The organism is Streptomyces poriticola (genome assembly GCF_036689765.1).
Lineage (GTDB): Bacteria > Actinomycetota > Actinomycetes > Streptomycetales > Streptomycetaceae > Streptomyces > Streptomyces poriticola.
Genome location: NZ_JBAGKH010000024.1, coordinates 24,829 through 51,146 on the forward strand (window position 1 = coordinate 24,829; position 26,318 = coordinate 51,146).

A 26,318-nucleotide genomic window follows, 5' to 3' on the forward strand; every position below is an offset into this window, starting at 1 on the left:
CCCCGTACGGGCATCCTGCGCCGTCCCCGCGGCCTGCACACTCCATTTCCCATGTGGTGTCCCCCATCGTTCGACCGTGCGTCGCGCCGGCGGTCCCGGGGAGAGTGTCTGCAGGGGCGCACAGTCGCTCACGCCCGCGCACCGCACCGGAATCCGCCGGCAGACATCGCACACGGCCCCGCTGTACGAGCCGCATCCGGCCCGGCAACCCGCGCAGGGGGGACGTCCTCCCGGCCGGGGATCCTGCCACCGGTCGAGGTCCGCGGGACCCCGAGCCGATGGACCCCGGCCGTCCTGCGCGCACCACCCACCTCGGACGGAGGCGCCTGCGGGCTGAGCCGGCCCCGCACGTCGGACGGGCAGCCGTCCTTCACGCCGCCGCCTGGTCGATGGCGGCCAGAACCGGCGCGACGGCATCCTCTCGGGCGAGGCGGTCCGCGACGTGCCGGGCGCGGTGGCGGCAGGCGGGGTCGGCTGTTGCGCGGACGAGAGCCGTGGCGAGGGTGTCGGCCGTCAGCTTCGGCAACGGGACGGCACAGGGGGCGGTGCCGAGCGCGGTCAGCCGGGCGGCCCAGAAGGCCGCGTCGAACTGGATCGGCACCGGGACGGTGGGCACGCCGGCGCGCAGAACGGCGCCGGTGGTTCCCGCCCCGGCATGATGGACGACCGCGGCCGTACGGGGGAACAGCAGGGAGTGCGGCACGTCCCCGACGGTGATGACATCGTCCGTACGGGCGGCCAGCCCGGCCCAGCCCTGCTGGACGACACCGCGCAGCCCTGCCTTGCGCAGGGCGCCGACGATCCGGCCGGTGAGGCGCTCGGCGTCGGGGACGGTGGCGCTGCCCAGACCGACGAAGACCGGAGGAGGGCCCGCGGTCAGGAAGTCCTCCAGGGCCTGCGGCAGGCCGCCGGTCTCGTGGGGCCACCAGTATCCGGCGATGTCCAGGCCGGGCCGCCAGTCTCGTGGGCGGGGCACGACCAGTTCGCTGTATCCGTGCAGCACCCGCCACCGCTCACGCTCACGCGCCGCCCGCCCGGCGACCGGCCTGCGCACCGTCATCCCGTGCCTGACGCTCAGCCGGCGCAGCGCCGGAGTGAACACGTGCTCGATCGCCGCGGCGACGGCCGCACCGCCCAGAAGATTCCCGGCCGAGCCCAGCGAGCGCCCGCCGATCATCGGCGCACCGAACTCACGTGTCGGATGCTGAGGTTGCAGGAACAGCCCCAGACTCGGCACGTCCAGCCCCTGTGCGATCGCATGCGCCAACGGCGCGGTGGAGCCGCTGGCGAGCACGACGTCCGCGTCGCGGGCGGCCTCGACCAGCACGTCCGTCATCTCCACCGCGACACCACGCGCCAGCGCCACCGCCCGCAGCAGCCTCCCCGCCCCGGTCGGACTGCGGTGCAGAGCGCGCCCTCGTCGCGAATGCGACACCGCGTACGGGTCGACCGGCAGCCGCCGGAACGCCACCCCGGAACCGGTCACCAGCGGTTCGAACGAGCCATGGGTCACGAGCGTCACCGCGTGCCCGCCACGCACCAGCCCGGCGCCCAGCCCGGTGTAGGGAGCAACATCGCCACGAGATCCTGCCGTCATGATCACCACGCGCATGACGGCAGTATCGCGCGCCGACCGCGCCGACCCGCCGGAAACCGCGTGCAGGGCACCGGGTTCCCCCGAAGGACAGGACAGGACAGGCGCCGGCCGGTGACGACCGGCCGGTGACCCGGCGCACGACGAGCGCGTTCTCCTCGTCCTCACGGCCCGGCCCGGGCTGCTGCCGAAGAGCGCCCCGTGCTTGCTGGGCATCGGTGCCGAGCAACCACCCCGGCCGAAGGAGACGGCGACATCCCCGCCACGAGAGGACAGGGAACGTCCGCTCACCCGCGGTGCGCCGTCGCCGGGACGAGCGATCCGTGAAGACCCCCCGGAGGCATCTCCCGGCAGGCCGTCCCCGGGCCGAAGGCTACCGGCGGGTCGGCTGTTGCCCGGCTCGCTGGCGGGTCACCGTGGCTGTGCCATTCTGAGAGGTGTGAGCGCCTTCCACGCCCTTGCCTGCCAGGACGCGCGGCACGGGCTGGAGGTGGGATGGCGAGATGTCCAGTGATGACGGTGCCGGGGTCGACGTCCCCAGGCCCCGGTCGGGCCTGGTGGTCGGGCCGCGCGATGCCGGGGCCGCTCGGCCGCGGGCGGCGGAGCAGGCCGTGACCGAGCAGGTTCCGGCCTTCGCCGGGGCAGCCCTGGCGGCTGTCTACGTGCCGGGCGAGGGAGACGAGCTGCGGCTGGCGGGGACCGTCGGCGGCCCCGTCGCCCGGTACGGGCTGCCGCCGGGGTTCGCCCTGTCGGGGCGCTCTCCCGTCGCCGAGGCCTTCCAGCGGGGCCGGCCGCTGTGGCTCGCCTCCACGGAGCTCGCCGCCTACGGCGACACCGGTCCCGAGGCCCTGTCGCCCGGCGTCTCACTGGGTGTGCTGCCGCTGGGCGCGGACGGCAGGCGGCTGGGCTGTCTGGTCGTCCTGGACGACGCACCCGACGGCTTCGGCGACGACCGCCGCGGCTTCCTGGAGCTGTACGCCGACCAGGTCGCCGCGCGGATCCAGGCGGGCGGCGGGCCGGGCGGGCGAACGGGTGACCACCCGGGAGACCGGCCGGGCGGCCTGCCGGAAGAGACCGGGGTCCTCGGGCCCGCACCGCCGTCCGGACCGCAGTCGGCCCTGAACCACCTCAGCGTCGGCTCGTTCACCCTGACCCTGAGCGTCGGCCGGATCGATGCAGACGAACGGATGCTCGAGCTGGTCGACATCGCCCCGGACGAGTTCGACGGCCAGGTGGCGACCCTGCTCGCCCACACCGTCCCGGACGACCTGCCCGCCCTGATGTCCGTCGTCGAGCCCGGCCAGATGGCCTCCGGCAGCCGCGAGCTGGAGTTCCGCGTCCGCCGTCCGACCGGTGAGCTGCGCTGGCTGCGGCTGCGCTGCCGGGTGCTGGCCGACGCCACCGGCACGCCGGAACGGGTGCTCGGCGTGGTCGCCGACGCCTCGCACCTGCGGCCCCGGGCCGACGAGGTCTCCCGCGTGCAGTGGCTGTCCGCCACGCTCGCCAACGCGATGACCATCCGGGACGTCAGCCGGGCCGTGGTCGCCGCGCTGCGCGAGCCGCTCGGCGCCGACCGGATGGCGCTCGCGGAGATCGAGGCCGACCGGATGGTGGTCACCATCCTCGACCCGGCGGACCCCAGAGCCTGGCCGGAATCCTGGCGGTCCGAATGGCGCGGCGAGTGGCCGGACGCCCCCACCCGCGCCCTGCCCACGCTGGAGACCGTGCTGCGCGAGGGCCGTCCGAGCCTGTGGGCCGCGGGTACCGCCCTGGAGCCCGGGCTCGCGGGTGTCGGGCCCGGCGGCCTCGCCGTCCTGCCGCTGCCCGCCCGGGGCCGGGTGGTCGGCGTGTGCCTGGTCGGCTGGGACCGGGATCACGCGTTCAGCCCTGAGGAGCGGTCGCTGCTGACCGCGACCGCGGGTCTGGTGGGCCAGGCCCTGATGCGCGCGCACGCCTACGACGCCGAGCACGAGCTGGCCACCATGCTGCAGCGCAGCCTGCTTCCGCGCAGGCTCCCGACGCTCCCGGGCGGGGTGGCCGTGGCCCGCTATCTGCCCGCGATGACGGGGCTCGAAGTGGGCGGAGACTGGTACGACGTCATTCCGCTGACCGACGGCCGGGTGGCCCTGGTCATCGGCGACGTACAGGGGCACAGCGCCGGAGCTGCGACGATCATGGGCCAGATGCGCACGGCGATCCGCGCCTACGCGGTGGAGGGCCACCCGCCCGACGTGGTCGTCTCCCACGCCAACCGGCTGCTCGTCGGCATGGAGACCGACCTGTTCGCCACCTGCTGCTATGTCGAGCTGGACATGGAGGAGGGCGAGGCCTGGATCGTGCGGGCCGGGCATCTGCAGCCGCTGCTGCGCCATCCGGACGGCACCACCGAGGAGGTGGCGGCCGAGGGCGGGCCGCCGCTGGGGGTGCTCGGCGAGGCCGACTTCCCGATCACCTCGGTCGGACTCGCCCCCGGCACGGTCGTGGCCATGATGACCGACGGGCTGGTCGAGTCCGCGAGCCTCGATCTGGACGAGGGCACCCGCCGGGTGTGCAATGCGCTCGCCGCCACCGACCCGTCCGACGCCGGCCGGGTGGCCGACGCGCTGCTCGGCGGCCCCGGCCGGCGCGACGACGACGTGGCGCTGCTGATTCTGCGCTACGACGGGATGAAGGTCCGCCCGATCCGGGCCGGCTGGACGGTATGGCGGCTGCCGGACGCCGTCATGCACGCCCGCCGCTTCACCGCGCGCACGCTGCGCTCGTGGAACGTGACGCAGGACGCCGATGCCGTCCTGCTGGTCGTGTCGGAACTGGTCACCAACGCCCTGGTGCACACCCACGGTGCGGTGCGCCTGGAGCTCACCCGTGCCGGGGGCCGGCTGCGGGTCGCGGTGGCCGACTCGTCGCCGCGGGCGCCCGCCAAGCCGGTGATCGTGGACTGGGAGGCGACCGGGGGGCGCGGCATCCTCCTCGTCGAGGCGATGTCGGCGGCCTGGGGCTCGGTGCCGGTCAGCGGAGGCAAGCAGGTGTGGAGCGAGATCGTCCTACCGCCGGAGGAGTCGAGCCACCCGGAAGGCGGAGCCGCGGCGGGATAGCCGGACCGATTGAGGAGATGGTTCGCGTGCGCACCCCTGACGTGCAGAGCCGCCCGGGCAGGACGGCCGTCTTCGTGGCCACGCTCACGCTGGCCGTGGGACTGACCGCCTGCGGACAGGCGGCGGACTCGGGCGCCGCTCCGGACCAGGGCGACGTGGCGGGGGAGTCCGTGAAGATCGGCCTGCTCCTGCCCGACACCATCACCGCCCGCTGGGAGAACTTCGACCGGCCTCTGATCGAGAACCGGATCGCCGAGCTCTGCCCCGACTGCACCGTGGAGTACGCCAACGCCCAGGGCAACGTGGCCACCCAGCAGCGGCAGATGGAAACCATGATCACTCAGGGGGTGGACGTGCTGATCCTCGATGCCGTCGACCCGAAGGCGCTGCAGAACTCGGTCCGGAACGCCACTGAGGTGAATGTGCCGGTCGTGGCGTACGACCGGCTCGCCGAGGGCCCGATAGCGGCCTACGTCTCCTTCGACGGCGCGGAGGTCGGCAGGCTCCAGGGCGAGGTGCTGCTCGAGGCGATGGGCGGCAAGGCGGACGGCGGGCAGATCGTCATGATGAACGGGGACCCGGCGGACCCCAACTCGGACTGGTTCGAGGAGGGCGCGCGGTCCGTCCTGGAGGGGAAGGTGAAGATCGGCAAGTCGTACGACACCGTCGGCTGGCGGTCGGACGTCGCCCACGTCAACATGGCCGGTGCCATCGCCGCCCTCGGGCCGGACAGCATCGACGGCGTGTACGCGGCCAACGACGCCCTCGCGTTCGGTGTCATATCCGCCCTCAAGGCCAACCACATCAGCCCGCTGCCCCCCGTCACCGGCCAGGACGCCGAGCTCGCCGCCGTGCAGCGCATCGTCGAGGGCGAGCAGACCATGACCGTCTACAAGCCCTTCGAACCGCAGGCCGAGGCCGCCGCCGCGATAGCCGTGGCGCTGGGCCGCGGCGAGCCCGCCGAAGCCATCGCGGAGGACGAGATCGACAACACGACCGACGAGGACATCCCGGCCGTCCTGCTCACCCCAATAGCCGTGACCGTCGACAACATCGTGGACACCCTGGTCAAGGATGGTATGTACACGATCGACCAGATCTGCACCCCGAAGTACGCCTCGGCTTGCGAGAGGGCCGGACTCACGACGTAATCGGGCGGGAAGGAGGTGGGTATCCGTGGCAGTCCCTCCCCTCCTGGCCCTGCGTGGCGTCTCCAAGCACTTCGGCGCCGTCCAGGCCCTGGCGGACGTCGATCTGACGATCCGCGCCGGTGAGGTGGTCGCCCTGCTGGGCGACAACGGCGCTGGCAAGTCGACCCTCGTCAAGGTGATCGCGGGAGTCGGCCTGGCCGACCGGGGCGTCATCGAGTGGCAGGGCGAGCCCGTGCAGGTCAGGCGCCCGCGCGACGCCACGCACCTGGGCATCGCCACCGTCTACCAGGACCTCGCCCTGTGCGACAACCTCGACGTCGTCGGCAACCTCTTCCTCGGACGCGAGATCCGGCGGCTCGGCGTCCTCAACGAGGTGGAGATGGAGCGCCGCACCCGTGAACTGCTGAGCACCCTGGCCATCCGCATCCCCAACGTGCGCGTTCCCGTGGCCGCCCTCTCCGGCGGCCAGCGGCAGGCGGTCGCCATCGCCCGCTCGCTCCTCGGCGACCCCAAGGTCGTGCTTCTGGACGAGCCGACCGCCTCCCTCGGTGTCCAGCAGACCGCCCAGGTCCTCGACCTGGTCGAGCGGCTGCGCGATCACGGCTTGGGCGTGCTCCTCATCAGCCACAACATGGGCGACGTCAAGGCCGTGGCCGACCTGGCCGCCGTGCTCCGCCTGGGCCGCAACAACGGCTTCTTCGATGTGACCACCACGTCCCATGAGCAGATCATCGCCTCCATCACCGGCGCCACGGGGGACGCCGTGACCCGCCGCACCCAGCCCCCGGGTCAGGGGGAGTGGTGAGCGAGCGCCGCGCCGGACTCAAGGGCTACGCCGAGATCCTTCGGTACCGGCTGGGCAACGGCGAGTTCGGCTCGGTCCCGGTCGTCCTGGGGCTGGTCCTGATCTGGGTGATCTTCCAGAGTCTCAACAGCAACTTCCTCTCGCCGCGCAACCTGTCCAACCTGAGTGTGGACATCGTCGGCACCGGGATGATCGCGGTCGGCATCGTCTTCGTGCTGCTGATCGGCGAGATCGACCTGTCGGTCGGTTCCGTCAGCGGTTTCGGGGCGGTCATGTTCGCCGTACTGAACGTGCAGAAGGGCATGGCGGAGTGGCTCGCCGTGATCGTGGCGGTGCTCTGCGGCGCGGCGATCGGACTGGTGCAGGGGTTCTTCTTCGCCAGGGTCGGCGTGCCCGCGTTCGTGGTGACCCTGGCGGGGCTGCTGGGCTGGAGCGGCCTGATGCTGTACGTGCTGGGGACCAGCGGCGCGGTCAACCTCGACGACGAGGGCCTGGTCGCCATGCTGACCAGCCACTACTTCAGCGACGTGGCCGTTGCGTACGGGGTGGCTGCGCTCGTCACGGCCGTGTTCTTCCTCGCCTCGTACCGGGAGAGACGGCACCGCAGGGTCACCGGGATGCCGTACCGTCGCCTGGGCGAGATCGGGGTGCGCACGGGCGTGGTGGGGGTGGTCGCGTTCGCGGCCGCCTACGTTCTCAACGAGTTCCGGGGCCTGCCGCTAGCCCTGCTGATCTTCCTGGTCGTCGTCTCGGGGCTGGATTTCGTGCTGCGCCGCACATCGTACGGACGACGGGTCTACGCCGTCGGCGGCGGTGCCGAGGCGGCCCGCCGGGCCGGCGTGAACGTCGTGCGGGTGCGCATCTCGGTGTTCATGGTCTCCGCGTCGATGGCCGTGGTCGGCGGGCTGTTCCTGGCCTCGCGCATCACGTCGGCCAGCCAGACCTCGGGCACCGGCCTCCTGCTGCTGAACGCCATCGCCGCGGCCGTCATCGGCGGTGCCAGCCTGTTCGGCGGACACGGCACGACCTGGTCCGCGTTCCTGGGCATCCTGGTCATCCAGTCGATCGCCTCCGGCATGGCCCTGCTGGGCATCCAGGCCGCCGTACAGTTCATGATCACCGGAGGGGTGCTGCTCGCCGCCGTGGTCATCGACTCCCTGGTGCGACAGACCCAGAAGGCGCACGGCAGAGCCTGAGCGGGTGCCTCAGCGCCGGAGGACCGCGCGGTGCGCGCGGTCCTCCGGCCCGGGCCCTTTCCTCGCCCCGGGGTTCTACAGGACCAGCATCGTGCGGCCGGCCATGGTGGTGTCCTGGAGCGGTCTGAGCGCCAGCCGCACGAGGGCGAGGGCGTTGTCGTCGCCCGCGATGCGGTTGGCGCTGAGTTCGCCGCAGGTCAGGCACTGGTGGACGATCATCCATTCGCCGTCGGGGCGCGTGAACATGGCCAGTGCCTCCATGCGTCCGCGGCAGTCGGACGAGCGGTCGCCGGGAATGCGGCGGTCGACGTGGAGACTGGTCAGACAGTTCGGGCAGTGGTTGCGGTGGACCGTGCCCGGAGCGGTGAGGGACACCTCCAGGCGGCAGTGGACGCACCGGAAGTCGCCGGCTCGGTGGCCTCCGTGTCCGTGCAGGACGTCCTTGTGCCGCTGGGGGCGGCGGGCCCCCCGGGCCCGCCCGCGTGAACGCTTGCGCCGTGGCATGCTCGGCTCTCCTCTCCCGGGCCCCGTCACAGGCTGCCGAGCGCTTCGAGAGGGAACGGCGGCTGTGCGAGCGGGCGGACGGCCATGCGCATGAGGATGAGCTGGTTGTCGTCCGAGCAGACGGGGCTGGAGGTGAGCTCGTCGCAGCGCACACAGCGGTGTATGACCATCCAGTCACCGGTGCGCAGGACGGCGATGGCGATCGGGGTCATCCGCCCGTGGCAGTGACTCGGGCCGCCCTCGACGTGGTCGGTGATGTGCCGGGAGTGCAGGCACGAGGGGCAGTGCTCACGGCGTGTGCCGTCGGCGGCGGAAGCGGTGACGGTGAGGCCGCACCACGTGCAGGTGAAGGTGTCGATCTTCAGAGTGTTGTGCGGGTTGCTGGACACCCGGGATGCTCCTTGCTGAGAAGAACTGAGATGACAGCAAGAGCCGGCCGAGCGTTCCTCGACAGGGAGGCCACGCACCACGGTGCCCCCTTCGGGAGGGCAGGGCGCTGCTGGCGATACGGGACACCGGAGCAGGCGTCCGCCTCGCCGCGCGGAAGTGCGGCGGAGGGACGGCTACGCGGTGCGGCGAGGCGCGCTCGGCGCGGGTCGGGGCATCAAGACACTCTCCCTCGGGCCACTGGCCCAGGTATGCGGTGGGTGGTCGCCGACCACCGTAACGACACCGACGCGACGACGGCCAACGATTTTCCCGCCCCGCCCCGCCCCGCCTCGCCCCGCCTCGCCCCGTCCGGCCCGGTCCGGTGGCCGGTGCCGCACCCCCCGATCTGCCGCGACCCGAATGGCTGATCGGCGAACCTCGGCACGAAGGGGCGGGGCGGGCACCTCGGTCGTGGGCCTCACGCACGGCGTGGCGGAGCTCCTCCGGCAGCGCGTAGCCGTTCATCCGGAGGCCGTGAGGCGCGGCAGTCCCTGTGCGGGAGCCGGGCACGGCCGCAGGCGACGTCGGCGTCGGCCTGGCGCCCGTGCCGAATCCGTGAGAACCACCCCGTGATCAGGTGTCCCCCTCGGCACCGTGACCGGAACCGCACTCCGCGAGCAGCAGGGCGATGTCGTCGGCCCGGTTCGGGGAGCCCCGGGCGTTGTGCAGAAGCCGGTCGGCGAGTTCGTCCAGAGAGTCCGCCGGGGTGTGGGCCAGGGATGCTCGCAGGCCGTCGATCCCCACGCGTATGTCGGTGCCGCGTTCCTCGACCAGTCCGTCGGTGTAGAGGGCGAGGACGGACCCCGGCAGGAGGTCGATCCGGGTTGCCGGATAGGCGCTCGCGCGATCCACCCCGAGGAGGGGGCCGACGTCCAGGTCAAGGGCGTTGGTCGTCGCATCGGGACGGCGAAGCAGGGGTGGGGGGTGGCCGGCGGTGACGGCGTCGGTGTGGTGGCCGTGGGGCTCGAGGCGGAGGTAGCAGCAGCTGGCCAGCAGACCGGGGTCGAGGTCGATGAGGGTCCGGTTGGCGCCCGCCATCACGTCGGAGGGCGTATGGCCTACTGCGGCGAACGCCCGTACGGCGCTGCGCAGCTGGGCCATGGTGGCCGCGGCGGCGATGCTGTGCCCCTCCACGTCTCCGATGACGAGAGAGACCCCGCTACCGGTCTGGATCACGTCGTACCAGTCGCCGCCGATGTCCATCCCGCGGGTGCCGGGCAGATAGCGCGCGACGGTGCGGATACCCGGGACGACCGGCAGCCGGTGCGGCAGGAGCGCCTTCTGCAGGCCGCGCGCGAGGGCGAACTCCGAGTCGTAGAGCCGTGCGCGTTCCAGGGCCTGGGCGATCAGTCCGGCCAGTGCGGTGAGGACGCCACGCTCCTTCTCCGTGAATCGGTGGATCTCGTCGAAGCCGAGGACGCAGATGCCGACCGGGCGGCTGGAGGCGATCAGCGGCAGATACGCCCAGGAGCTCACCTCGCCCGTGGGGATGCCGGGGTAGCCCCGGAAGAGGTCCTGCTGCGACTCGATGAAGAGCGGCGAGCCGGAGGTCAGGGTCTCCGTCCCGGGCAGGCGGGCGTTCAGCGGTACGCCCTCGAGCCAGTCGAGGAAGTCCTGGTGGTGGCCTGTGTGATGGAGCAGATGCATCGTTGCGTCGCGGACCAGGTAGACCGCCATCTGCTGGCCTCCGAAGGCCGGCAGGAGCTGGTCGGAGACGACTTCGCAGACCCTGCGGGCGGTGACCGCCTCGGTCAGCGCGCTGCCCAGTTGCAGGACGTGGTACATGACGCCCAGGCGCGCCGGGGTGTCAGTGGTCGCTGTCCGGGCCGGGGAGGCCGATGGCGCCGGGCCCGGGGCCGGATGGCTGGAGGGCACCACCCGGCCGGTCACCCCGTCCGCCTCCGGATGGAGGGAGAAGGCGAGCCACCGGTCGGGTGGTCGGCAGGCCAGGAAGGAGACCGGCGCCTGCGAGATCATCGCGGACCGGTGCCGGTACTCGACCTCGGGATCGGACAGCCACGGCAGCGCGTCGGAGAGAAACTGCCCCAGCAACGCGTCGCCGCGCACGCCCAGCAACCGCAGGGCGCTGTGGTTGGCGTAGGTGACCCGCCCGTCGGGGGCGAGGGAGAACACCCCGTCCCGCAGCCGTTCGACCGCGGCGGCGGCCGCGCCGCCGGTCTGCACGTCGACGACCGTGCCGACCATGCGGGCGGGTGCCCGAGCGCTGTCGGCCTGGATGGCGCGGGCCCACAACTCGACCGTGCGGTACCTCTCGCCGCCGTTCCCGCGATCCCGTATGCGCAGGGGCCGCGCGGTGATCCGGCCCTCGGCGGCTGCCGTGCGGGCGGCGGCTCGGAGCGCGGCGCGGTCGCCGGGGTGCAGGCAGGAGACCAGCGTCTCGACTCGGCCGTCGAAGGCACGGGGAGCGAGACCGAAGATCGCGCAGAACTCGTCGTCCACGGTGAGGGTGCCGGAGACGAGGTCCCAGTCGAACAGGCCGGCTCGCACGGCCGGTGCCGAGAGAGCCGGGGTCTCCACGGGAATCGTCTGCGGGTCGCACTCGACCGGATCGCCGGTACGGGCGCGGAGACCGGCGAGGGAGGCCCCGAGCCGTCTGGCGATGCTCCGCAGGTGCCGGCGCCGGGCCTGGGACAGCCCTTCTGCGCCGGGTGACGCCGCCCAGACGACCGCCAGCGCCCCGAAGGTCTCCTCACCTGTGCCCACCGGCACGGAGCAGGAGCCGAAGGAGTACGGCAGAGCCACTGCGAGCTGCGGAAACCTGCGCATCGTCTCGTCGGCGTCGGCCAGGTGCACCGTGCGCCCGGAGCTGTAGGCCGCGGCCACCGGGATGGGACTGCTCACCGGAATGAGGCGCCAGCCGCCGAGCTGAGAGGGCGGCGCCCCGCACGTCGCGGCGAGCACGAGCGACCGACGGTCGCGGGAGCGGAGAAAGACGCTGCCGGCGTGCGCGCCGGTTCTCTCGGCGGCTTCGACGACGGCAGCAGTGAGCAGATCCTCGCGCTCCGCCGTCCCGCCTACGATCATTCCACGCACAGTTCCAGTGTGCGCGGGTTTCGCCCCACCGGCCCGGGGCGGTAACCCGGCGAGACACATCGATCACGGCTCGTGGGACCGTCGCCGCGATCCGACGGCGGCTCCGCCTGGGGACCCCCTGTGATGCCCCGGCCGAGACCGCAGCACGTCGGCGGTTCGGGCACCCGCACGGTCCGGGCCCAGGGACCGCGATCCCCACGGGGCGGCTACCGGCCGTCACCGATGCTCATCCCGGGGTACGGGCCGGTGTGGACGACCGTGGCGCGGTCGGCGACGACCTGGGAGAGGACGGCGAGTGCGGTCCGGACGGCGATGACGGCCGCTGCACCGCACCGTCGTCACGCTCCTCCGAGGCCGCCCGCCCGCACCCGTGCGCGGCACCCCGGTGGCGTCCGGTTCACCGCGTCTTGCGCCGGGATCCGCACGATCCCGGCCACGGTCCCGCCCGCACGGCGCGAACCGCCCTCTTGCGCGCTGCCGAAAAGTTCTGCGCAGCGGATAGGCGGAACCGGAAAGTCCGCACATGCTGCGCAACATGACACCAGAACTGACGCGCCGTCATATTCTTGGAATCGGCGCCCTCCAGACCGCAGCCGCGCTCGGCCTCACTCGCATCGGCCCCGTGACCACGGCCGGCGCGGCGACTCCCGGACCCGGAGCCGCCGACCACACACCCGCCCTCGTCATCGGCTCCGGCTACGGCGCCGCCGTCACAGCCCTGCGCCTCGGCGAGGCCGGAATCCCCACCCTCGTACTGGAGATGGGCCGGGTCTGGGACTCCCCGGGCCCCGACGGGAAGATCTTCTGCAGCACCGGCGCCCCGGACCACCGCTCGATGTGGTTCCGCACCCGCACCGAGGCCCCGCTCGCACAGTTCCTCTGGCTCGACGTCGTCAACAAGGACATCAGCTGCTACCCCGGCGTCCTCGACCGCGTGCACTTCGACAGCATGTCGGTGTACGTGGGCCGCGGCGTCGGCGGCGGATCGCTGGTGAACGGCGGGATGGCCGTCGTCCCGCAGCGCGCGTACTTCTCCGAGATGCTGCCGGACGTCGACGCGGCGGCCATGTACGACCGGTACTTCCCGCTGGCCCGGCGGGCGCTCGGCGTCAACACCGTGGACCCGGCGTGGTTCGAGGCCACCGCGTGGTACCGCTTCTCGCGGATCTCCCGCAAGCACGCCGCGAACGCCGGCCTGCGGACCGTCTTCGTACCCAACGTCTACGACTTCGGGTACATGCAGCGCGAGGCCGCGGGCCAGGCCGTACGCTCCGCGCTCGCCGGAGAGGTCATCTACGGCAACAACCACGGCAAGCGCAGCCTCGACAAGACCTATCTCGCAGCCGCACTCGGCACCGGCAACGTCACGATCGAGACGCTCCACCGGGCCCGCGCACTGAGCAGACAGCCGGACGGCACCTACGTCGTCACCGCCGACCGCATCGACACGGCCGGCAAGGTCGTCGCCACCCGCGAGATCGGCTGCACCCGGCTCTTCCTGGGAGCCGGCAGCCTGGGCTCCACCGAACTCCTGCTGCGCGCCCGCGACTGCGGTGCCCTGCCCGACCTGAGCGAGTACCTCGGCACGGGCTGGGGCACCAACGGCAACGTCATGACCGCGCGGGCCAACCACCTCTGGGACACCGTCGGCGCCGACCAGGCGACGATGCCGGTGATGGCCATCGACGACTGGTCCAACACCGCCAACCCCGTCTTCGCCGAGATCGCCCCGCTGCCCATGGGCTTCGAGCACTGGATCAGCCTGTACCTGGCCATCACCAGGAACCCGGAGCGCGGCACGCTCGTCTACGACGCCGGAACCGACGCGGTACGGCTGCGGTGGACCGCGGCACAGAGCAGGGTGTCCGTCGAAGCCGCCAGGAAGCTGTTCGACCGCATCAACCTCAGGAACGCGACGATCTACCGGTACGACCTCTTCGGCGGCAACAAGACCTTCGCCGACGACTTCACGTACCACCCCCTCGGCGGCTGTGTGCTGGGCCGGGCCACCGACGACTACGGCCGGGTCCGCGGTGCCCCCGGGGTGTACGTCACCGACGGCGCTCTGGTGCCGGGCTCCGTCGGGGTCAATCCCTTCCTCACGATCACCGCGCTCGCCGAGCGCAACATCGAGCGGGTCCTCGCCGAGGACTACGCCCGGTAGACCGCGCCGATCCCGTCCGCGAGGGCGCCCGCCCCCACGTTCCGCCCGAGCCCCGGTCACGGCGCGACGGGTCGGCCTCCCCGGTGCAAGGGAGGGCCGCCGGCCACCCACGACCATGCCCTGCGCGACCAGCGCGTGCGCGCGGACACGGCGTCGACACCCGCGCCCCCGGGGCCAGGCCGGGGCCGCCCGCCGGGCTGCGGGGGAGGAGTACGCGGCGCTTCTCCCATCGCCTGTCCGTGGACGAGTTGCATGCAAGGATGTCGGCCGTGACCAGATTGTCTCCGTCGCCCCCGGCCGAAGGCCCGTTGCGCAGCCGGGGTCTCGGCCCGCGTGTCGCGGCCGTGCTCGTCTTCGGCTCCTCGGCCGCAGTCCTGGTGGTCGAGATCGTCGCCTTGCGGCTGCTCGCTCCCTACCTCGGCCTCACTCTCGAGACCAGCACGATGGTGATCGGCATCGCCCTGACCGCGATCGCCCTCGGATCCTGGCTGGGCGGTCGCCTCGCCGACCAGGTCGATCCACGCCGGCTTCTGGGCCCCTCGCTCGGTACGTCGGGAGCGGTCGTGGCGCTCACCCCGGCCGTGCTGCGCACCACGGCGGAGTGGGCACCGCCGGCGCTCCTGTTCATCGCGTCGCTGACCATCCTCGTGCCGGGCGCACTGTTGTCCGCGGTGACGCCGATCGTGACCAAACTGCGTCTGACCAGCCTCGCCGAGACCGGAACGGTGGTCGGCCGCCTGTCCGGCGTCGGCACCGTCGGCGCCATCGCCGGCACCGTCCTCACCGGCTTCGTCCTCGTGTCGCGACTGCCGGTCAGCGGCATCCTGATCGGCCTCGGAGCGCTGCTGGTGGTCGGCTCGGCCCTGGTCGAGTGGCGGACGCGGGGGTGGAGCGGCGCCCCTGCCCTGGCACTCGTGGTCGTCGGTGGGGGTCTCGTCGCCCTGGTCACGCCCAGGGGCTGCGACGTGGAGACCAAGTACCACTGTGCCCGGGTCGTCGCGGACCCCGACCGGGAGAGCGGCCGTACACTCGTCCTGGACGGCCTTCGGCACTCCTACGTCGACATCGACGACCCGACCTACCTGAAGTTCGCCTACGTGCGCGCCATCGCCTCGGTCGTCGATGCGGCCTTTCCCGAGGGTGAGCCACTCGCCGCCCACCACCTGGGCGGCGGCGGTCTCACCCTTCCCCGCTACCTCGAGGCCACGCGGCCCGGGACGCGCAGCGTGGTGTCCGAGATCGACGGCGGGGTCGTGCGGGTCGACCGCGACCGACTCGGTCTGCGACCGGGGGCCGGTACCGACGTACGCGTCGAGGACGGCAGGCTCGGCATGAGGCGGCTGGACGCCGGCAGCCGTGACCTGGTCGTCGGCGACGCCTTCGGGGGCGTCAGCGTGCCGTGGCACCTCACCACGGTGGAGGCGATGACCGACGTGCGGCGGGTGCTCACGGAGGACGGCCTGTACGTCGCCAACCTCATCGATCACGGTGACATGGCCTTCGCACGGGCCGAACTGGCCACCCTCGGCGAGACCTTCCGGTACGTCGCCCTCATCGGTGAACCGGGCGACCTCGGCCTCGACCCGACGGCCACCCCCGACGGCGGCAATCTGGTGGTGCTCGCCTCCGACCGATCAGTCGACCTGAGCGCGACCCAGGAGGTGCTGGACTCCCGGCGGACCGGCTGGAAGATCGCCTCCGGCGACGACCTCACCTCCTGGATCGGCGATGCCCGACCGCTCACCGACGACTACGCACCTGTCGACCAGCTCCTCCAGCCCTACGGTCCACAGCGCAGCCGGTGACCGGGTCCTCCTGCCGTCCGGGGCGGCAGCGACGCCGATACCGGGGATGTGGGCACGGGCAGGTGGCCGTGCCCCGATCAGCGGCAGCCCGATCGCCGGGGGCGCGGATCTCGGCCCGGCTGCGGGTGAGTTCGGTGGCGTCCTGGCCGCCGACTCCGGCGAGGGCCGGCACCACGACCTGGTCGGCCTGCGTGCTCGGGTGCCGGGAGTCTGGGCAGACCAGCAGGTACTCCTCCGCCACCCCGAACCAGAGCGGTGCCGGACCGGTCCTTCCGTCCCCGCCGCCGCTGCCCCCGTCTGTCTGCGGCCCGGCGGTCGAGCCCGCCCGCCCCGGACCGCGCAGAGGGCGAAGACCGCGCCGGAGACCGCCCCGCGAGGCCCGGGGAGCGGATACGCCCGTACGGTCCGTCCGCCTAGCCCAGGTCCAGCGCGTTCGGCAGGCCCCAGCGGTAGCGGGTCCGGTCGTGGCGCTTGAGTAGCTCCAGCTCCGGGGCCCGGTACAACGGCGTGATCGTGCAGTGCGACTCATCGGAACCCGCCCGGTCCAGTAGCGCGTTGACCGCCGCCCGCGCGGACGCGTTGGCGCCCTCCATGGTCGCCAGATCGATGTCGACCGACACGTAGTCACCCGCGAGGAAGAAGTTCGGGATCCTCGTCGCCGCCGTCGGCCGGTTGTGGAAGGTGCCCACGGGATGGATCAGCAGCTCGTCCTCGTTGACCGGATGCGGCGTGCCGATGCCGTCGACGCCGGGATCGAGGAACCACGAGTGCAGCGCGCTGTCCCTCAGCACAGCCTTGCCGGTGTCGTTCAGCGCCGCCTTGAGCTGCGCCCACACGTCCCTGGCGACCTCGGTCCGGGTGCACTGCTTGGCCGTCCTGCCGTACAGCACACCGGGCCTGTCCCACTCGGAGATGTCGACGGAGATGCAGTCGACGGCGGCGCCGTCGCCGTAGTCGCGGGAGAAGTCCCGGCCCGGCCAGTGCCCGGCCTGCTGGATGGCCGTCAGCGCCCAGGGCGAGTCCACGCAGTTGAGGTGCCCGTCGAGCAGGGGAGCGGACTCGGTGAGATAGAACTGGATGCCCGTCATCCAGTCCGTCTCCAGCTCGTCGCAGCGCGCGAGCTGGGGATCGGCGGCCCGCAGGGCCGCGCCCCAGGTGCGGCGGGCGTGCTCGACGGGCATCGCGCACACGTAGTGGTCGGCGGTCACGGTCCGCGCCCGGCCGGTCCGGTCCGTGATCCGCGCGCCGGTGACCCTGCCTCCGTCGTACAGCACCTCCCGTACGGTCCGTCCGACCTCGAACTCGACACCGAGCGACGTCAGATGGGTGATCCACGGGTCGATCCACGCCTCGTTCGTGGGCGCGTTGAGGATGCGGTCGAGCGGGCCGTCCGCGCCGCGCCCGAGCCCGTTGAAGAGGAACGCCTCCAGCAGGCTGGCGACCGTGCGCGTGCTGGCCTCCTCCGCCTTGGTGGCGACGATGTTGCGGGTGACCCCGACGGCCAGGATGCGCTGGTAGTCGTGGCTCATCCGCCCGGCCCTGATGTAGTCCCACCAGGGTGTGGCCTCCCAGACCTCGTTGCGCCGCTCGTCGCAGCTGGTGAGGAAGACCAGGACGCGGTTCACGAAGTACGCCGTCTGGTGCGGGGGTATCCCGCGTGCGGTCTCCATGACGGCGGTCAGCGCGCGGCGGACGTCGTCGAGCGAGAGGTCGGGCGGTCGGTGGCCGGGCCAGGGGAGGGGGAGCCGCAGGTCCTCACGGCCGGTGCGGGCGAAGGACATCTCGGAGGGGGCGACGAGGTTGTCCCAGACGCCGTGGGGATTGCCCGGGAACGGAATGCGCCGCATCGTGTCGGGCAGGTTGTGGTAGATCCCGGGGATGAACCGGAAGCCGTGCTCGGCGGGTAGTTCCCGCCGCCCGCCGCGCGCGCTGCCCGGCACGCCCATGCTGCGCGCCTTGCCGCCGAGCGCCCGCCGCTCGTAGACGGTGACACGGAAGCCGCGTTCGGCGAGTTCGTGGGCGGCGGTCAGCCCGGCCACCCCGCCGCCGAGCACGGCGACCGATCCCGGGGCGCGGGTTGCGGCCGTCCGCCCCGCGGCCGTCGCGGTACGGGCCGTGCCCAGCGCGGCGGCGCCGCCGGCAGCGGCGGTCCCGGCCATGAACGTGCGTCGTGAGGTGCCCGAACCAGCCATCCGTCCCCCTCTTACCGCAGGTAACCATGCCGTCCGGCGCAGGAGCATACGAAGAACCCCTGTGGCCCGGAAGCCCACGTGGGGCCCCGATCCTTCAATGGCTGGAAACCGGGGTCACGCCCGACCCGCCGAACGCCCCGTACCCCCGCGGCAGATGCTGCCGCCGATCCCTGCGTGCACCCCTCACCATGTGCCCTGCAACACCTGCCGGTCAGGGTTCCGATGGCGGTGCCCGGGATGCCCGTTCGACGCTCCGTCGTGGTCAACAGCCCCCTGGCACCGCCCACTTGATGCCCGTCGGCCTCGACCACCTGGGAGGTCGCTCGTCAGGAACCTCGGTGACCAGCTGCCGGAGAGCCGGGGGACGCGCTCCACCTGCTCCTGAACGCCGGCGGAAGGGGCGGCCTGGTGCACGGTCCGGACCCTGCGCTGGTCCGTGGGCGGCCCGGCGGTCCGCCCGCCCCTGCACGCCGGTCGACGTCCGCCGCCGCGACGAGGCGGCGACGCGGCCGGACCCGTACCGAGGAGGGCTGTCGCCCTCCGTCCGGTGAAGCGCCTTCGCCGTCGACGCCTGCGAGACGAACACGAGCCGGACCTTCGATGGCCTCGATGGCGTTGCGCATGGCGGGCGCGGAACCGGTCGTCGAGGAGTCCGGCATGGTCCCCGGCGAGGTAGGAGACGACGGTGTGGTCCTGGTCTGAGAGCCGGTACAGGGTCGGCAGCGCCGCTGCGGCGGCGGGACCCATGCCGAGAGCAGACCGAGGACCTGGAAGAGATGGCGGTGGTGTGGTTCATCGGCGAGCACCTCCAGCATCGGCGCGACGAGCGGCCCGGCGGGCGACGGCGCAGCTGCTCGCTCAGCCAACGGTCCCGAAGTGGCTGCCGGTCTTCTCCCCGTCCTCCGTGCCGGCTGCGGCGACACAGCGGAAGACACGGAGCCCGTCGTCCCACTGCGCAGCGCTCGGCGGAATCACCGTGATCTGCCAGTCGTCGGCGACATCCGCGCCCTGCGGGGACCTGGTCCCGGCCATGACCTGCTGGGCGCACAGCGCCCTGACATCGGGGTGCTTGATGAGATCCCGTGCGTTGTTCGTCATGCCGTCCGCGGGCAGCGGGGCGATGGCGAAGGTCTCCCACACGTGTCTCACCTGGCAGTCCGCACGGCTGACGGTGACGATCCCCGAGACATCGAGGATCCCGCTCCAGCACTCGGCAGTGGTCACACACCGGCCGCCCACACCCTCAACGGCCGCGGCGGGGCAGTTCTCGGTGGTGGTCGCCGCCCCGCCGAAGCCGGACGAGGAGGGCGAGCTGCTTGCTGCGGTCGTGCCCGCCGACGAGGGCGAGGCGTTGGGGGAGGAGTCCGCGCCGCTGCTCGACTGCCCGCTCCGGGAGATCACCACAGTGATCGGCACCGTGACGGAGACGGTCACGACGGCAACCGCCGCCACGACGGCGATCGGCCGGAGCCGCCACCTCCTGCGCTCTCGGCCGTCCGCTTCGACCGTCCTCACCCCGGTCCCCGGTGCCTCGCCCGGGTCTCCCGGAGCCGTCCCGGCCGGAAGGGGGTCCCGTGGCGACCGGGTCGACGGGGCGCTGTCCCGGGGCGGGGTGCGGGGCGGCGCGGAGTCGTCCCGATCCCCCTGGTGGGCGGGGCCGCCGGCGGTGGTCATGCGGGGTGCCGGTCCGAAGCGGCCGAGATCGACCGTGTCGAGGTCGACGGCGGCGAGACCGTCCCGCAGCGCCCCGGCGTGGGCCGGCCGGTGTGCCGGGTCCGCCGACAGGGCCTGTCCGAGCACCTCGTTGAGGGCTGCCGGTACGGCGGGCAGGGCGGGATAGGGCCAGGTGTGCCGCACGATGAGTTCGGCGAGGCCGAGCTGGCCGCCGTCCTCCGGGAAATGGGGTGGGCGCCCCAGCAACAGGGCGTACACGGTGGCGGCGAGCGAGTACACGTCCCCGGCCGGCGACGGCTCCGCCATGCGGAACGCCTCGGGCGGCGCGTACGCCGGAGTCAGCGCCTCCCTGGTCACGGACAGTTCCTGATCCGGCCGTGGCACGGCGGCGAGTCCGAAGTCGGTCAGGGCTGCTGTGCCGTACTGGTTGACCATGATGTTGCCCGGCTTGATGTCGCGGTGCAGCACCCCGGCGGCGTGGGCGGCTGCCACCGCGTCGGCGATGCCCACCCCGATGTCGCGGGCCTCCTTCACCGGCAGCGGTCCGTCCCGGAACAGCCGCTCGCCCAACGAACCGCCGGGACACAGCTCCAGCACGATGTAGGGGCGGTTGTCGTCGAGCACCCCGGCGTCGTACACGGCGACCACATGCGGATGCCCGGACAGCCGCCCGGCCGAGGTGACCTCGCGCATGAACCGCTGCCGGTCGCGGTGCGTGGACAGCCTCCTGCTGTCCACCTTGAGCGCGACCTCCCTGTCCACCACCAGCTGACGCGCCCGGTACACCGTGGCGAACCCGCCCTGCCCCAGGACCTCCTGGACGTCGTAGCCGGGTAGCTCGAAGTGTCCGGGGCGCATGTGCCTCTTCCTCCAGCGTGAATCCCCCGGAGCCGGCACGCCCGGCCCGGAACGGGTGCCGAGACTGTAGCTCAGCGACGCGACCGCCTCGACGGCAGCATCCGCACGGCGACGACCCGGGAGCATATGAGTCCTGGTCACCGGCACCGAGGACGGCCGGTGTGCCCGAGGCCCGGCGGCGCACGTCCCAGGGCGGAACCGCGGAGCCCGCCGCGCCCGCGCCGGGCCGACAGGGCGTCCGGCAGACCGGTTCAGCGGCACGGCAGCCCGGTAGCAGCCGCCGCACCCGTCGCTTCAGGGCCTACAACGACCTCCCATCCGCCCGGCGATCGCCGCACTGGACGTCGCCGGGTACGCCGCCGGCTCGCGGACCGCCGGCTCCACCGCGTCCGCCACGGAGCCGGCGCCCGCCGGTTCTCCGGCGGACCGGCGTCTGCGTGCGACGGAGGCGGGCGCATCCTGCAGGAACCGGGTGTCGACCTCCTTGCCGAGCCCACCCGGCCGTCGCGTCCGTCGCGGTGCCCGGCCGGACCGGGCACCGCGGAGGCCCGTCAGCGCCCGGTGAACGTGGGCGGGCGCTTCTCGAGGAAGGCCCGCATGCCCTCCTTCTGGTCCTCGGTCGCGAACAGGGCGTGGAAGGAGCGGCGCTCGAACCGCAGCCCGTGACTGAGCCCCACCTCGAGGGACTGGTCCACGGCCTCGCGCGCCGCACGCACCGCGGCCCGGCCGAGACCGGCGACGGTGGCGGCGATGCCGGCGGCCTCTCTCGTGAGGTCGGCCGCCGGTACCACCCGGGAGACGAGACCGGCGCGTTCGGCCTCCTCGGCACTCATCCGACGCCCCGTGAGGACGAGGTCCATGGCCTTGGCCCGGCCCACCAGACGTGTCAGCCGCTGGGTCCCGCCGATGCCGGGCATGACCCCGAGCCGGACCTCGGGCTGCCCGAACACGGCCCGGTCGGATGCGACGACGATGTCGCACATCATCGCCAGTTCGCAGCCGCCGCCCAAGGCGTACCCGTCCACCGCGGCGACCTTCGGCGTCCGCAGGGCGGCGAACTCCTCCCAGCGGGCGAAGTAGTCCTCCTCCGCCATCTCGGGGGCCGATCGACCGGCCATCTCCGCGATGTCCGCGCCCGCGGCGAACACCCCGTCGGATCCCGTGACGACGAAGCACCCCACCTCCGGATCCCCGTCCAGCGGGGCGAGCGTGCCGAGGAGTTCGTCCAGCAGAGCGCTGTTCAACGCGTTGCGGACGGCCGGGCGGTGCAGGCGGACGGTGACCACGCCCCGGTCCCGCCGGACGACGATGTGGCGCAGGTTCTGTTCGTTCACGGTGTGATTTCCCTCCATACCGGTCAGGAGTCCCAGATCGCGCCGTAGGCGGGGATGCCCAGGCGTTCCAGGCCGTGGACCACCTTCCAGGTCACGTGCCTGTTGGAGATGCAGATCACGGCCTCGGCACCGCACTCCTGCCGCGCCTGGCAGGCGAGCCGCACCATGTCCGGCTTGCCGCGGGCGGAGGTGTCCCAGACGGTGGCGTCCGGCTGCGCCGTGAGGATCTCCTCGACCAGGGCGTCGCCGTAGGTCTCCCGTGGGGATCGCGTGACCCATACCAGGCGGGCGGGAACCTCGCCGGCGAGCAGGTGCGGCAGGCAGGGGCCGATCCCGCTGCCGGTCGCCACGTACACCACCTTCGTGAACAGCGTCTCGATGTTCGCGACGCCGGCCGTGGTGATGCCCTTGACCCAGACGTGGTCCGGGGCGTCGTCGATGAACGAACCGGTCCAGTCGCCGGCTCGCGACACGGTCAGCCGGAAACCGCTGCGCCCGGGGGCGGGAACGTTCGCGAACGAATGCCACTCCCACAGCGGACTGCGGCTGATCGCCGTCGACGAGCCGGCGAACGGGGTATGCCCGTGGTCGAAATGTGCCAGCGCCACATGGGAGGACGGCCGTTCCACCGACACCGGCACTTTGCGCAGCCGCAGCCACGGCAGGGCGACGCTGAACGTCACCAGTGCGAGCAACCAGGTCTGCGGAGCGGCGAGTGCGGAGCGGCCGTCCCCGTGCACGAGCAGCAGCGTCTGCCACCAGAACAGCGCGAGAGCCGCCCACCCGCCGAAGCGGTGGATCCGCTCGAAGGCGTCGTGGAACCGGCCGCGCACCGGCGGCAGCGCGGTGACCACCAGGAGGCCCAGCAGGACCACCAGCGCGTAGGAGACGGCCAGCAGGGCCGTACCCGCGCCCGCCATGGCCAGCTGGACCAGCAGGATCGTGAACCACGCGGTGCCGCACAGCGCACCGCCCACGTGCAGGCCACCGAAGTGGTAGACCTTGCCGAGCGTCCAGCGCAGCCGCAGGGGCCAGGAGACGGGCGCTGCGGTGGCCACCCGGAACAGTGCGTTGATCACGTACTGCTGCCGGATCAGGATCGCCACGGCCAGGTTCACGAGCACCGCGTCGGCGGAGGTCCGCGGGTCGATGCCGCCGGGCACGGCGGCTCCCGCGACGATCAGGTTGACCAGTACGACCAGCGCGACCAGTCGGTTGTAGTGCATCAGGCGCGGATGCTTGAACATGCGGCGCAGCGGCGGCAGCGGATTCGGAAGACCGGCCGCGGACTCCGCGGGAGCCGGATCGTGCTTCCGGCCGTGGGCCCGCGCGGGCGAGGCTGAGGACCTCATGCGGTGCCGCCCTCCCGTGCGAGCCGGCGCAACGCCGCCTTGTCGACCTTGCCGCGGTCGGTCTGCGGCAGGTGCGGCAGAGGGTGCACGACGGCGGGCACGCAGTAGTAGGGCAGCGCGTCGGCGACGGCCGCGCGGGCCGCCTCGGCGTCCACCGTGGCGGGCGTGACGAAGGAGATCAGGGTGCGGTCGTCGGCCTTGAGGGTCACGGCCCGTTGGCAACCGGGCACGGTCTCCAGCACGCTGGACACCGCGTCCAGTTCCACCCGGAAGCCGCGGACCTTGACCTGGTCGTCCGTGCGTCCCAGGTGCTCCAGCTCGCCCTCGGCGGTCCAGCGTCCCAGGTCGCGGGTGCGGAACATCAGCCGTGAGCCGCCGAGAAACGGATCGGGAGCATAGCGCTCGGTGTTGAGGTCCGGGGCGGCGAGGTACCCGGCGGACACACCGTCACCGCCCGCCCACATCTCGCCGACCTCCCCCGGGGCACAGAGCCGCCCCTGCGGGTCGAGGACGTAGACGGTGTTGTTGGGGGTGGGCCGGCCGATCGTCAGCGACGGCGCGGTGGGGCAGTGCCGTTGGAGAGTGTTGACGATGGTCGTCTCGGTCGGACCGCAGCCGTTGTAGAAGGCGCAGCGACGCGACCACGTGTCCGCCAGCGTACGCGGACACGGCTCGCCCGCCACGGCCACCACGCGTACCCGTGAGCAGTCACCCGGGTCGATCGCCGCCAGCACGCTGGGCGTCGCGATGATCACGTCTGCGTCACGCACCGCCGCCGTCGTCTCGGTGCCGCGCACCACCAGGGTCGCGCCGTGGGCGAGCGCCCCGAGGATCTCCCACGCGGCCATGTCGAAGGCGATGTTGAGGATCTGACCGACCCGCCAGCCCGGCCGGATCCCGAGGTCCCCCGGTGCGGTGAGCAGCAGGTTGCAGACGTTGCGATGGGTGACGGCGACCCCGTTGGGGCGACCGGTCGTCCCGGACGTGAACAGGACGTAACAGACGTCCTCGGGCTGGACGGGACGCAGCGGCCGGAACTCGGGGGCGTACGGGGCAGCCGGCTCCTCCAGCATCCTGTCCACGGCCACCAGCCGGGTTCCGGGCGGCACCGGCAGTGTGTCCCGGTAGGCCGACGTGGTCAGCACCACGGTGATCCCGGCGGTGCGGATCACGTGCTCCAGCTGGGCCGCGGGGGCCTGCTCCGCGTCCTGGGGCACATACGCGGCGCCCGTCTTGAGTATGGCGACGACACCGACCAGCAGCGGCAGCGACCGCCGCAGGAACAGCCCGACCCGGTCGCCGGGGCGGACACCCTGCTCGGTGAGCAGCGCGGCGAGGCGGTTCGCCTGCGCGTCCAGCTCGCCGTAGGTCAGCGTCCGTCCCTCGTGCTCGGCGGCCGTCGCGCGGGGCCGGGCCGCGGCGAACTCCTCGATCGGATGGTGGATGCAGGGGTGCGACGGAGCCGCTGCCGGACCCTGGCCGAATTGGTGGAGAAGCCACCACTGATCCCTCGGCAGATGGGCGAGCGAGGCCGGATCCCACGAGGGGCGCCGTGTTCGCGGGCCGGGGGGACGTCGACCGCGGAGAGGAGTATCGGCGGTGCGGTGCGCCTGTGACGGTATCGCTGTGTTCAGGGACAGCTGCTCGGTCATCTCGGACTCCGGGAGCGGGGATCGGTAGGTGACGCGGCGGGCGTCGGCCGTAGGCGCCGCCACCGAGAAGACCACTCCGACGGCTCGACCGACGCGGAAAAGGGCGCCGCGTCAGACTTCCGTAAGGGTCGCCGGGGCCGCCGCGAACGCGCCGCCGTCGAGCACGGCCCCGCCGCCCCGAGGTCCTGGCCCTTCCTGACCGAGGTCCGCACGAGCGCCCCGGCGTGCCGCCTTCGTCCCGCGCCACCTGCTCGTCCGTGCGAACACCGAAGTTCACCGCGGCAGACGATCTCCCGAAGAAGTCGGCGGTGGCGCAGATCCGCGGCGAGCCGGACGGGTTCGGGCAACGGCCGCTGCACCACGCGGTCTTCCACCGAGCGTCCGCGCGACCGGCCGTCCACGACGGGCAGCGGACTCACTTCTCGCCGACGACCGGGAGGAACGGTGGCGTCGTCCGCTCTGTCGCCCGGTACTCGTCGAGCAGGTGCACTTCCGCGTCCTCGGTGTCGCCCGGGTAGAGCGGGAGGTTGTTCCGGTGGTCACGGAAGAGTGCCGGCTGGACCTCGTCGGTGCCCTCGCGCGAGACGAGGGAGATCGTGCTCCCAGGTGTCCTGGCTCACCAGGTATCGGCCTCCTCGGGCTCCCGGGACCGCCCGTGTCCCAACCGGAGCGGCGACCGGGCTCACGCCTCGTAGGCGTCAGCGTCCAGTACGTACCGGCGCCCGCGGAGGGAGCCGTGGGCGAGCTCGCCGCCACCGGCGTTCCGCTCCACGGGACCGCGGTCCTGGAAGCCCAGCTTCTCCAGGACGCGCAGCGACGGCTGGTTCTCCGTGGTGACGTCCGCGCGAACCGCTGTGACACCGGGAAGCGAGAAGAGGTACGCGAGCAGCAACCGCACGGCCCCGGTGGCCAGACCACGCCCTTGTGCGCCGGGGACGACCGTGTAGTAGATCTCCACCACCCCTTCCGTCTCCGTGGCACTGCCCCCGATCGAGCCCAGGTACGAGTCGTCCGCCGCGTCCGCGACGGTCAGGGACAGAACCTCGTGATCGGAGCCGTAGGCGGAGATCACGTAGTCGAGCATGTCCTGCGCACCCTGCGTCGTCCTCTGCTCGGCTGTGAAGGCCATGTAGCGAGTGGCCTCCGGGTCGGTGAGGAAGGCCGCGAACGCCTCCCGGTCCGCCCGGCAGTGCCGACGCAGGGTGAAGCCCTCCCCGGGCAGTACCTCCGGACAGGGCAACAGCATGGTGACTCCAGGACGGGAAAAGGCGGAAGCGGGCTCAGTGACTCCGCATGGTACGTGGCGCGCCTTGACGAGCAGCCCAGGGGCTGGGGGCTGTACGCCCGGACCGATGACGGGTTCTTGCAGCCCCCGCCGGAGCGTGCTCTGCGCCACCCGGGTGAGCTTGCCGCCCCCGGACCTCCGGCGCCGCCCCCGGGCCGCGGCCGGAGCCCTACG

The 26,318-nt window shown here is 72.6% G+C and carries 16 protein-coding genes and 1 pseudogene; 6 read left to right on the forward strand and 11 right to left on the reverse strand.

The features are described 5' to 3' along the window. Nucleotides 1–370: 370 nt before the first annotated feature. Nucleotides 371–1,612: a glycosyltransferase gene (locus tag V5O46_RS24225; RefSeq protein ID WP_332886790.1), complete on the reverse strand. Its 1,242-nt coding sequence runs from the start codon at nucleotides 1,610–1,612 to the stop codon at nucleotides 371–373. A 485-nt stretch (nucleotides 1,613–2,097) separates the two neighbouring features. Here V5O46_RS24225 and V5O46_RS24230 point away from each other — a divergent pair, with 485 nt between their 5' ends. The 4 genes from V5O46_RS24230 to V5O46_RS24245 are packed head-to-tail and all read left to right on the forward strand — an operon-like array spanning nucleotide 2,098 to nucleotide 7,841. Next, nucleotides 2,098–4,689 carry a SpoIIE family protein phosphatase gene (locus tag V5O46_RS24230; RefSeq protein WP_332886791.1) on the forward strand — a complete coding sequence of 864 codons (2,592 nt, stop codon included), beginning with the start codon at nucleotides 2,098–2,100 and terminating at the stop codon, nucleotides 4,687–4,689. A gap of 17 nt (nucleotides 4,690–4,706) precedes the next feature. Continuing rightward, nucleotides 4,707–5,840: a sugar ABC transporter substrate-binding protein gene (locus V5O46_RS24235; protein ID WP_408649041.1), complete on the forward strand. Its 1,134-nt coding sequence runs from the start codon at nucleotides 4,707–4,709 to the stop codon at nucleotides 5,838–5,840. Between the two features lie 25 nt (nucleotides 5,841–5,865). After that, complete coding sequence (locus V5O46_RS24240) at nucleotides 5,866–6,645, forward strand: ATP-binding cassette domain-containing protein (RefSeq protein WP_332886793.1); 780 nt, start codon at nucleotides 5,866–5,868, stop codon at nucleotides 6,643–6,645. Next, nucleotides 6,642–7,841: a sugar ABC transporter permease gene (locus tag V5O46_RS24245; RefSeq protein WP_332886794.1), complete on the forward strand. Its 1,200-nt coding sequence runs from the start codon at nucleotides 6,642–6,644 to the stop codon at nucleotides 7,839–7,841. Before V5O46_RS24240 ends, V5O46_RS24245 begins: the two co-directional genes overlap by 4 nt. 75 nt (nucleotides 7,842–7,916) lie before the next feature. Here V5O46_RS24245 and V5O46_RS24250 read toward each other — a convergent pair whose 3' ends face one another. The 3 genes from V5O46_RS24250 to V5O46_RS24260 form a co-directional block, all read right to left on the reverse strand. Continuing rightward, the gene (locus V5O46_RS24250; protein ID WP_332886795.1) at nucleotides 7,917–8,345 is read right to left on the reverse strand and encodes an RNHCP domain-containing protein; all 429 of its coding nucleotides are present in this window, start codon (nucleotides 8,343–8,345) and stop codon (nucleotides 7,917–7,919) included. 26 nt (nucleotides 8,346–8,371) lie between these two features. Next, nucleotides 8,372–8,734, reverse strand: coding sequence for an RNHCP domain-containing protein (locus V5O46_RS24255; protein WP_332886796.1), 363 nt, complete (start codon nucleotides 8,732–8,734; stop codon nucleotides 8,372–8,374). 613 nt (nucleotides 8,735–9,347) lie between these two features. Next, nucleotides 9,348–11,819, reverse strand: coding sequence for a SpoIIE family protein phosphatase (locus tag V5O46_RS24260; RefSeq protein ID WP_332886839.1), 2,472 nt, complete (start codon nucleotides 11,817–11,819; stop codon nucleotides 9,348–9,350). Between the two features lie 544 nt (nucleotides 11,820–12,363). On the opposite strand from V5O46_RS24260, the gene V5O46_RS24265 reads away from it, so the two are divergent. Then, complete coding sequence (locus tag V5O46_RS24265) at nucleotides 12,364–13,992, forward strand: GMC oxidoreductase (RefSeq protein ID WP_332886797.1); 1,629 nt, start codon at nucleotides 12,364–12,366, stop codon at nucleotides 13,990–13,992. 260 nt (nucleotides 13,993–14,252) lie between these two features. Next, nucleotides 14,253–15,797 (forward strand): fused MFS/spermidine synthase, encoded by a 1,545-nt coding sequence (locus V5O46_RS24270; RefSeq protein WP_408649042.1) that lies wholly within the window; start codon nucleotides 14,253–14,255, stop codon nucleotides 15,795–15,797. 413 nt (nucleotides 15,798–16,210) lie between these two features. On the opposite strand, the gene V5O46_RS24275 is transcribed toward V5O46_RS24270, so the two are convergent. From V5O46_RS24275 to V5O46_RS24305, 7 genes and pseudogenes are all read right to left on the reverse strand, one after another. Next, complete coding sequence (locus V5O46_RS24275) at nucleotides 16,211–17,956, reverse strand: hydroxysqualene dehydroxylase (RefSeq protein ID WP_408649043.1); 1,746 nt, start codon at nucleotides 17,954–17,956, stop codon at nucleotides 16,211–16,213. A gap of 891 nt (nucleotides 17,957–18,847) precedes the next feature. Beyond that, nucleotides 18,848–20,521: a serine/threonine-protein kinase gene (locus V5O46_RS24280; protein ID WP_332886799.1), complete on the reverse strand. Its 1,674-nt coding sequence runs from the start codon at nucleotides 20,519–20,521 to the stop codon at nucleotides 18,848–18,850. A 551-nt stretch (nucleotides 20,522–21,072) separates the two neighbouring features. Continuing rightward, nucleotides 21,073–21,873: an enoyl-CoA hydratase-related protein gene (locus V5O46_RS24285; RefSeq protein ID WP_408649044.1), complete on the reverse strand. Its 801-nt coding sequence runs from the start codon at nucleotides 21,871–21,873 to the stop codon at nucleotides 21,073–21,075. Nucleotides 21,874–21,878: 5 nt separating this feature from the next. Then, a complete protein-coding gene (locus V5O46_RS24290) occupies nucleotides 21,879–23,207 on the reverse strand; it encodes a ferredoxin reductase domain-containing protein (RefSeq protein ID WP_408649045.1) in 1,329 nt (442 codons plus the stop codon). Then, entirely contained in the window at nucleotides 23,204–24,859 is a 1,656-nt protein-coding gene (locus V5O46_RS24295) for an amino acid adenylation domain-containing protein (RefSeq protein ID WP_332886800.1), read from the reverse strand. The genes V5O46_RS24290 and V5O46_RS24295 overlap by 4 nt, the downstream gene beginning before the upstream one ends. Nucleotides 24,860–25,370: 511 nt before the next feature. Next, nucleotides 25,371–25,482 (reverse strand): annotated as a pseudogene (locus V5O46_RS24300) (alpha/beta hydrolase); the annotation flags it as partial. Between the two features lie 59 nt (nucleotides 25,483–25,541). Then, nucleotides 25,542–26,105 carry a GNAT family N-acetyltransferase gene (locus tag V5O46_RS24305; RefSeq protein WP_332886801.1) on the reverse strand — a complete coding sequence of 188 codons (564 nt, stop codon included), beginning with the start codon at nucleotides 26,103–26,105 and terminating at the stop codon, nucleotides 25,542–25,544. Nucleotides 26,106–26,318: the final 213 nt, after the last annotated feature.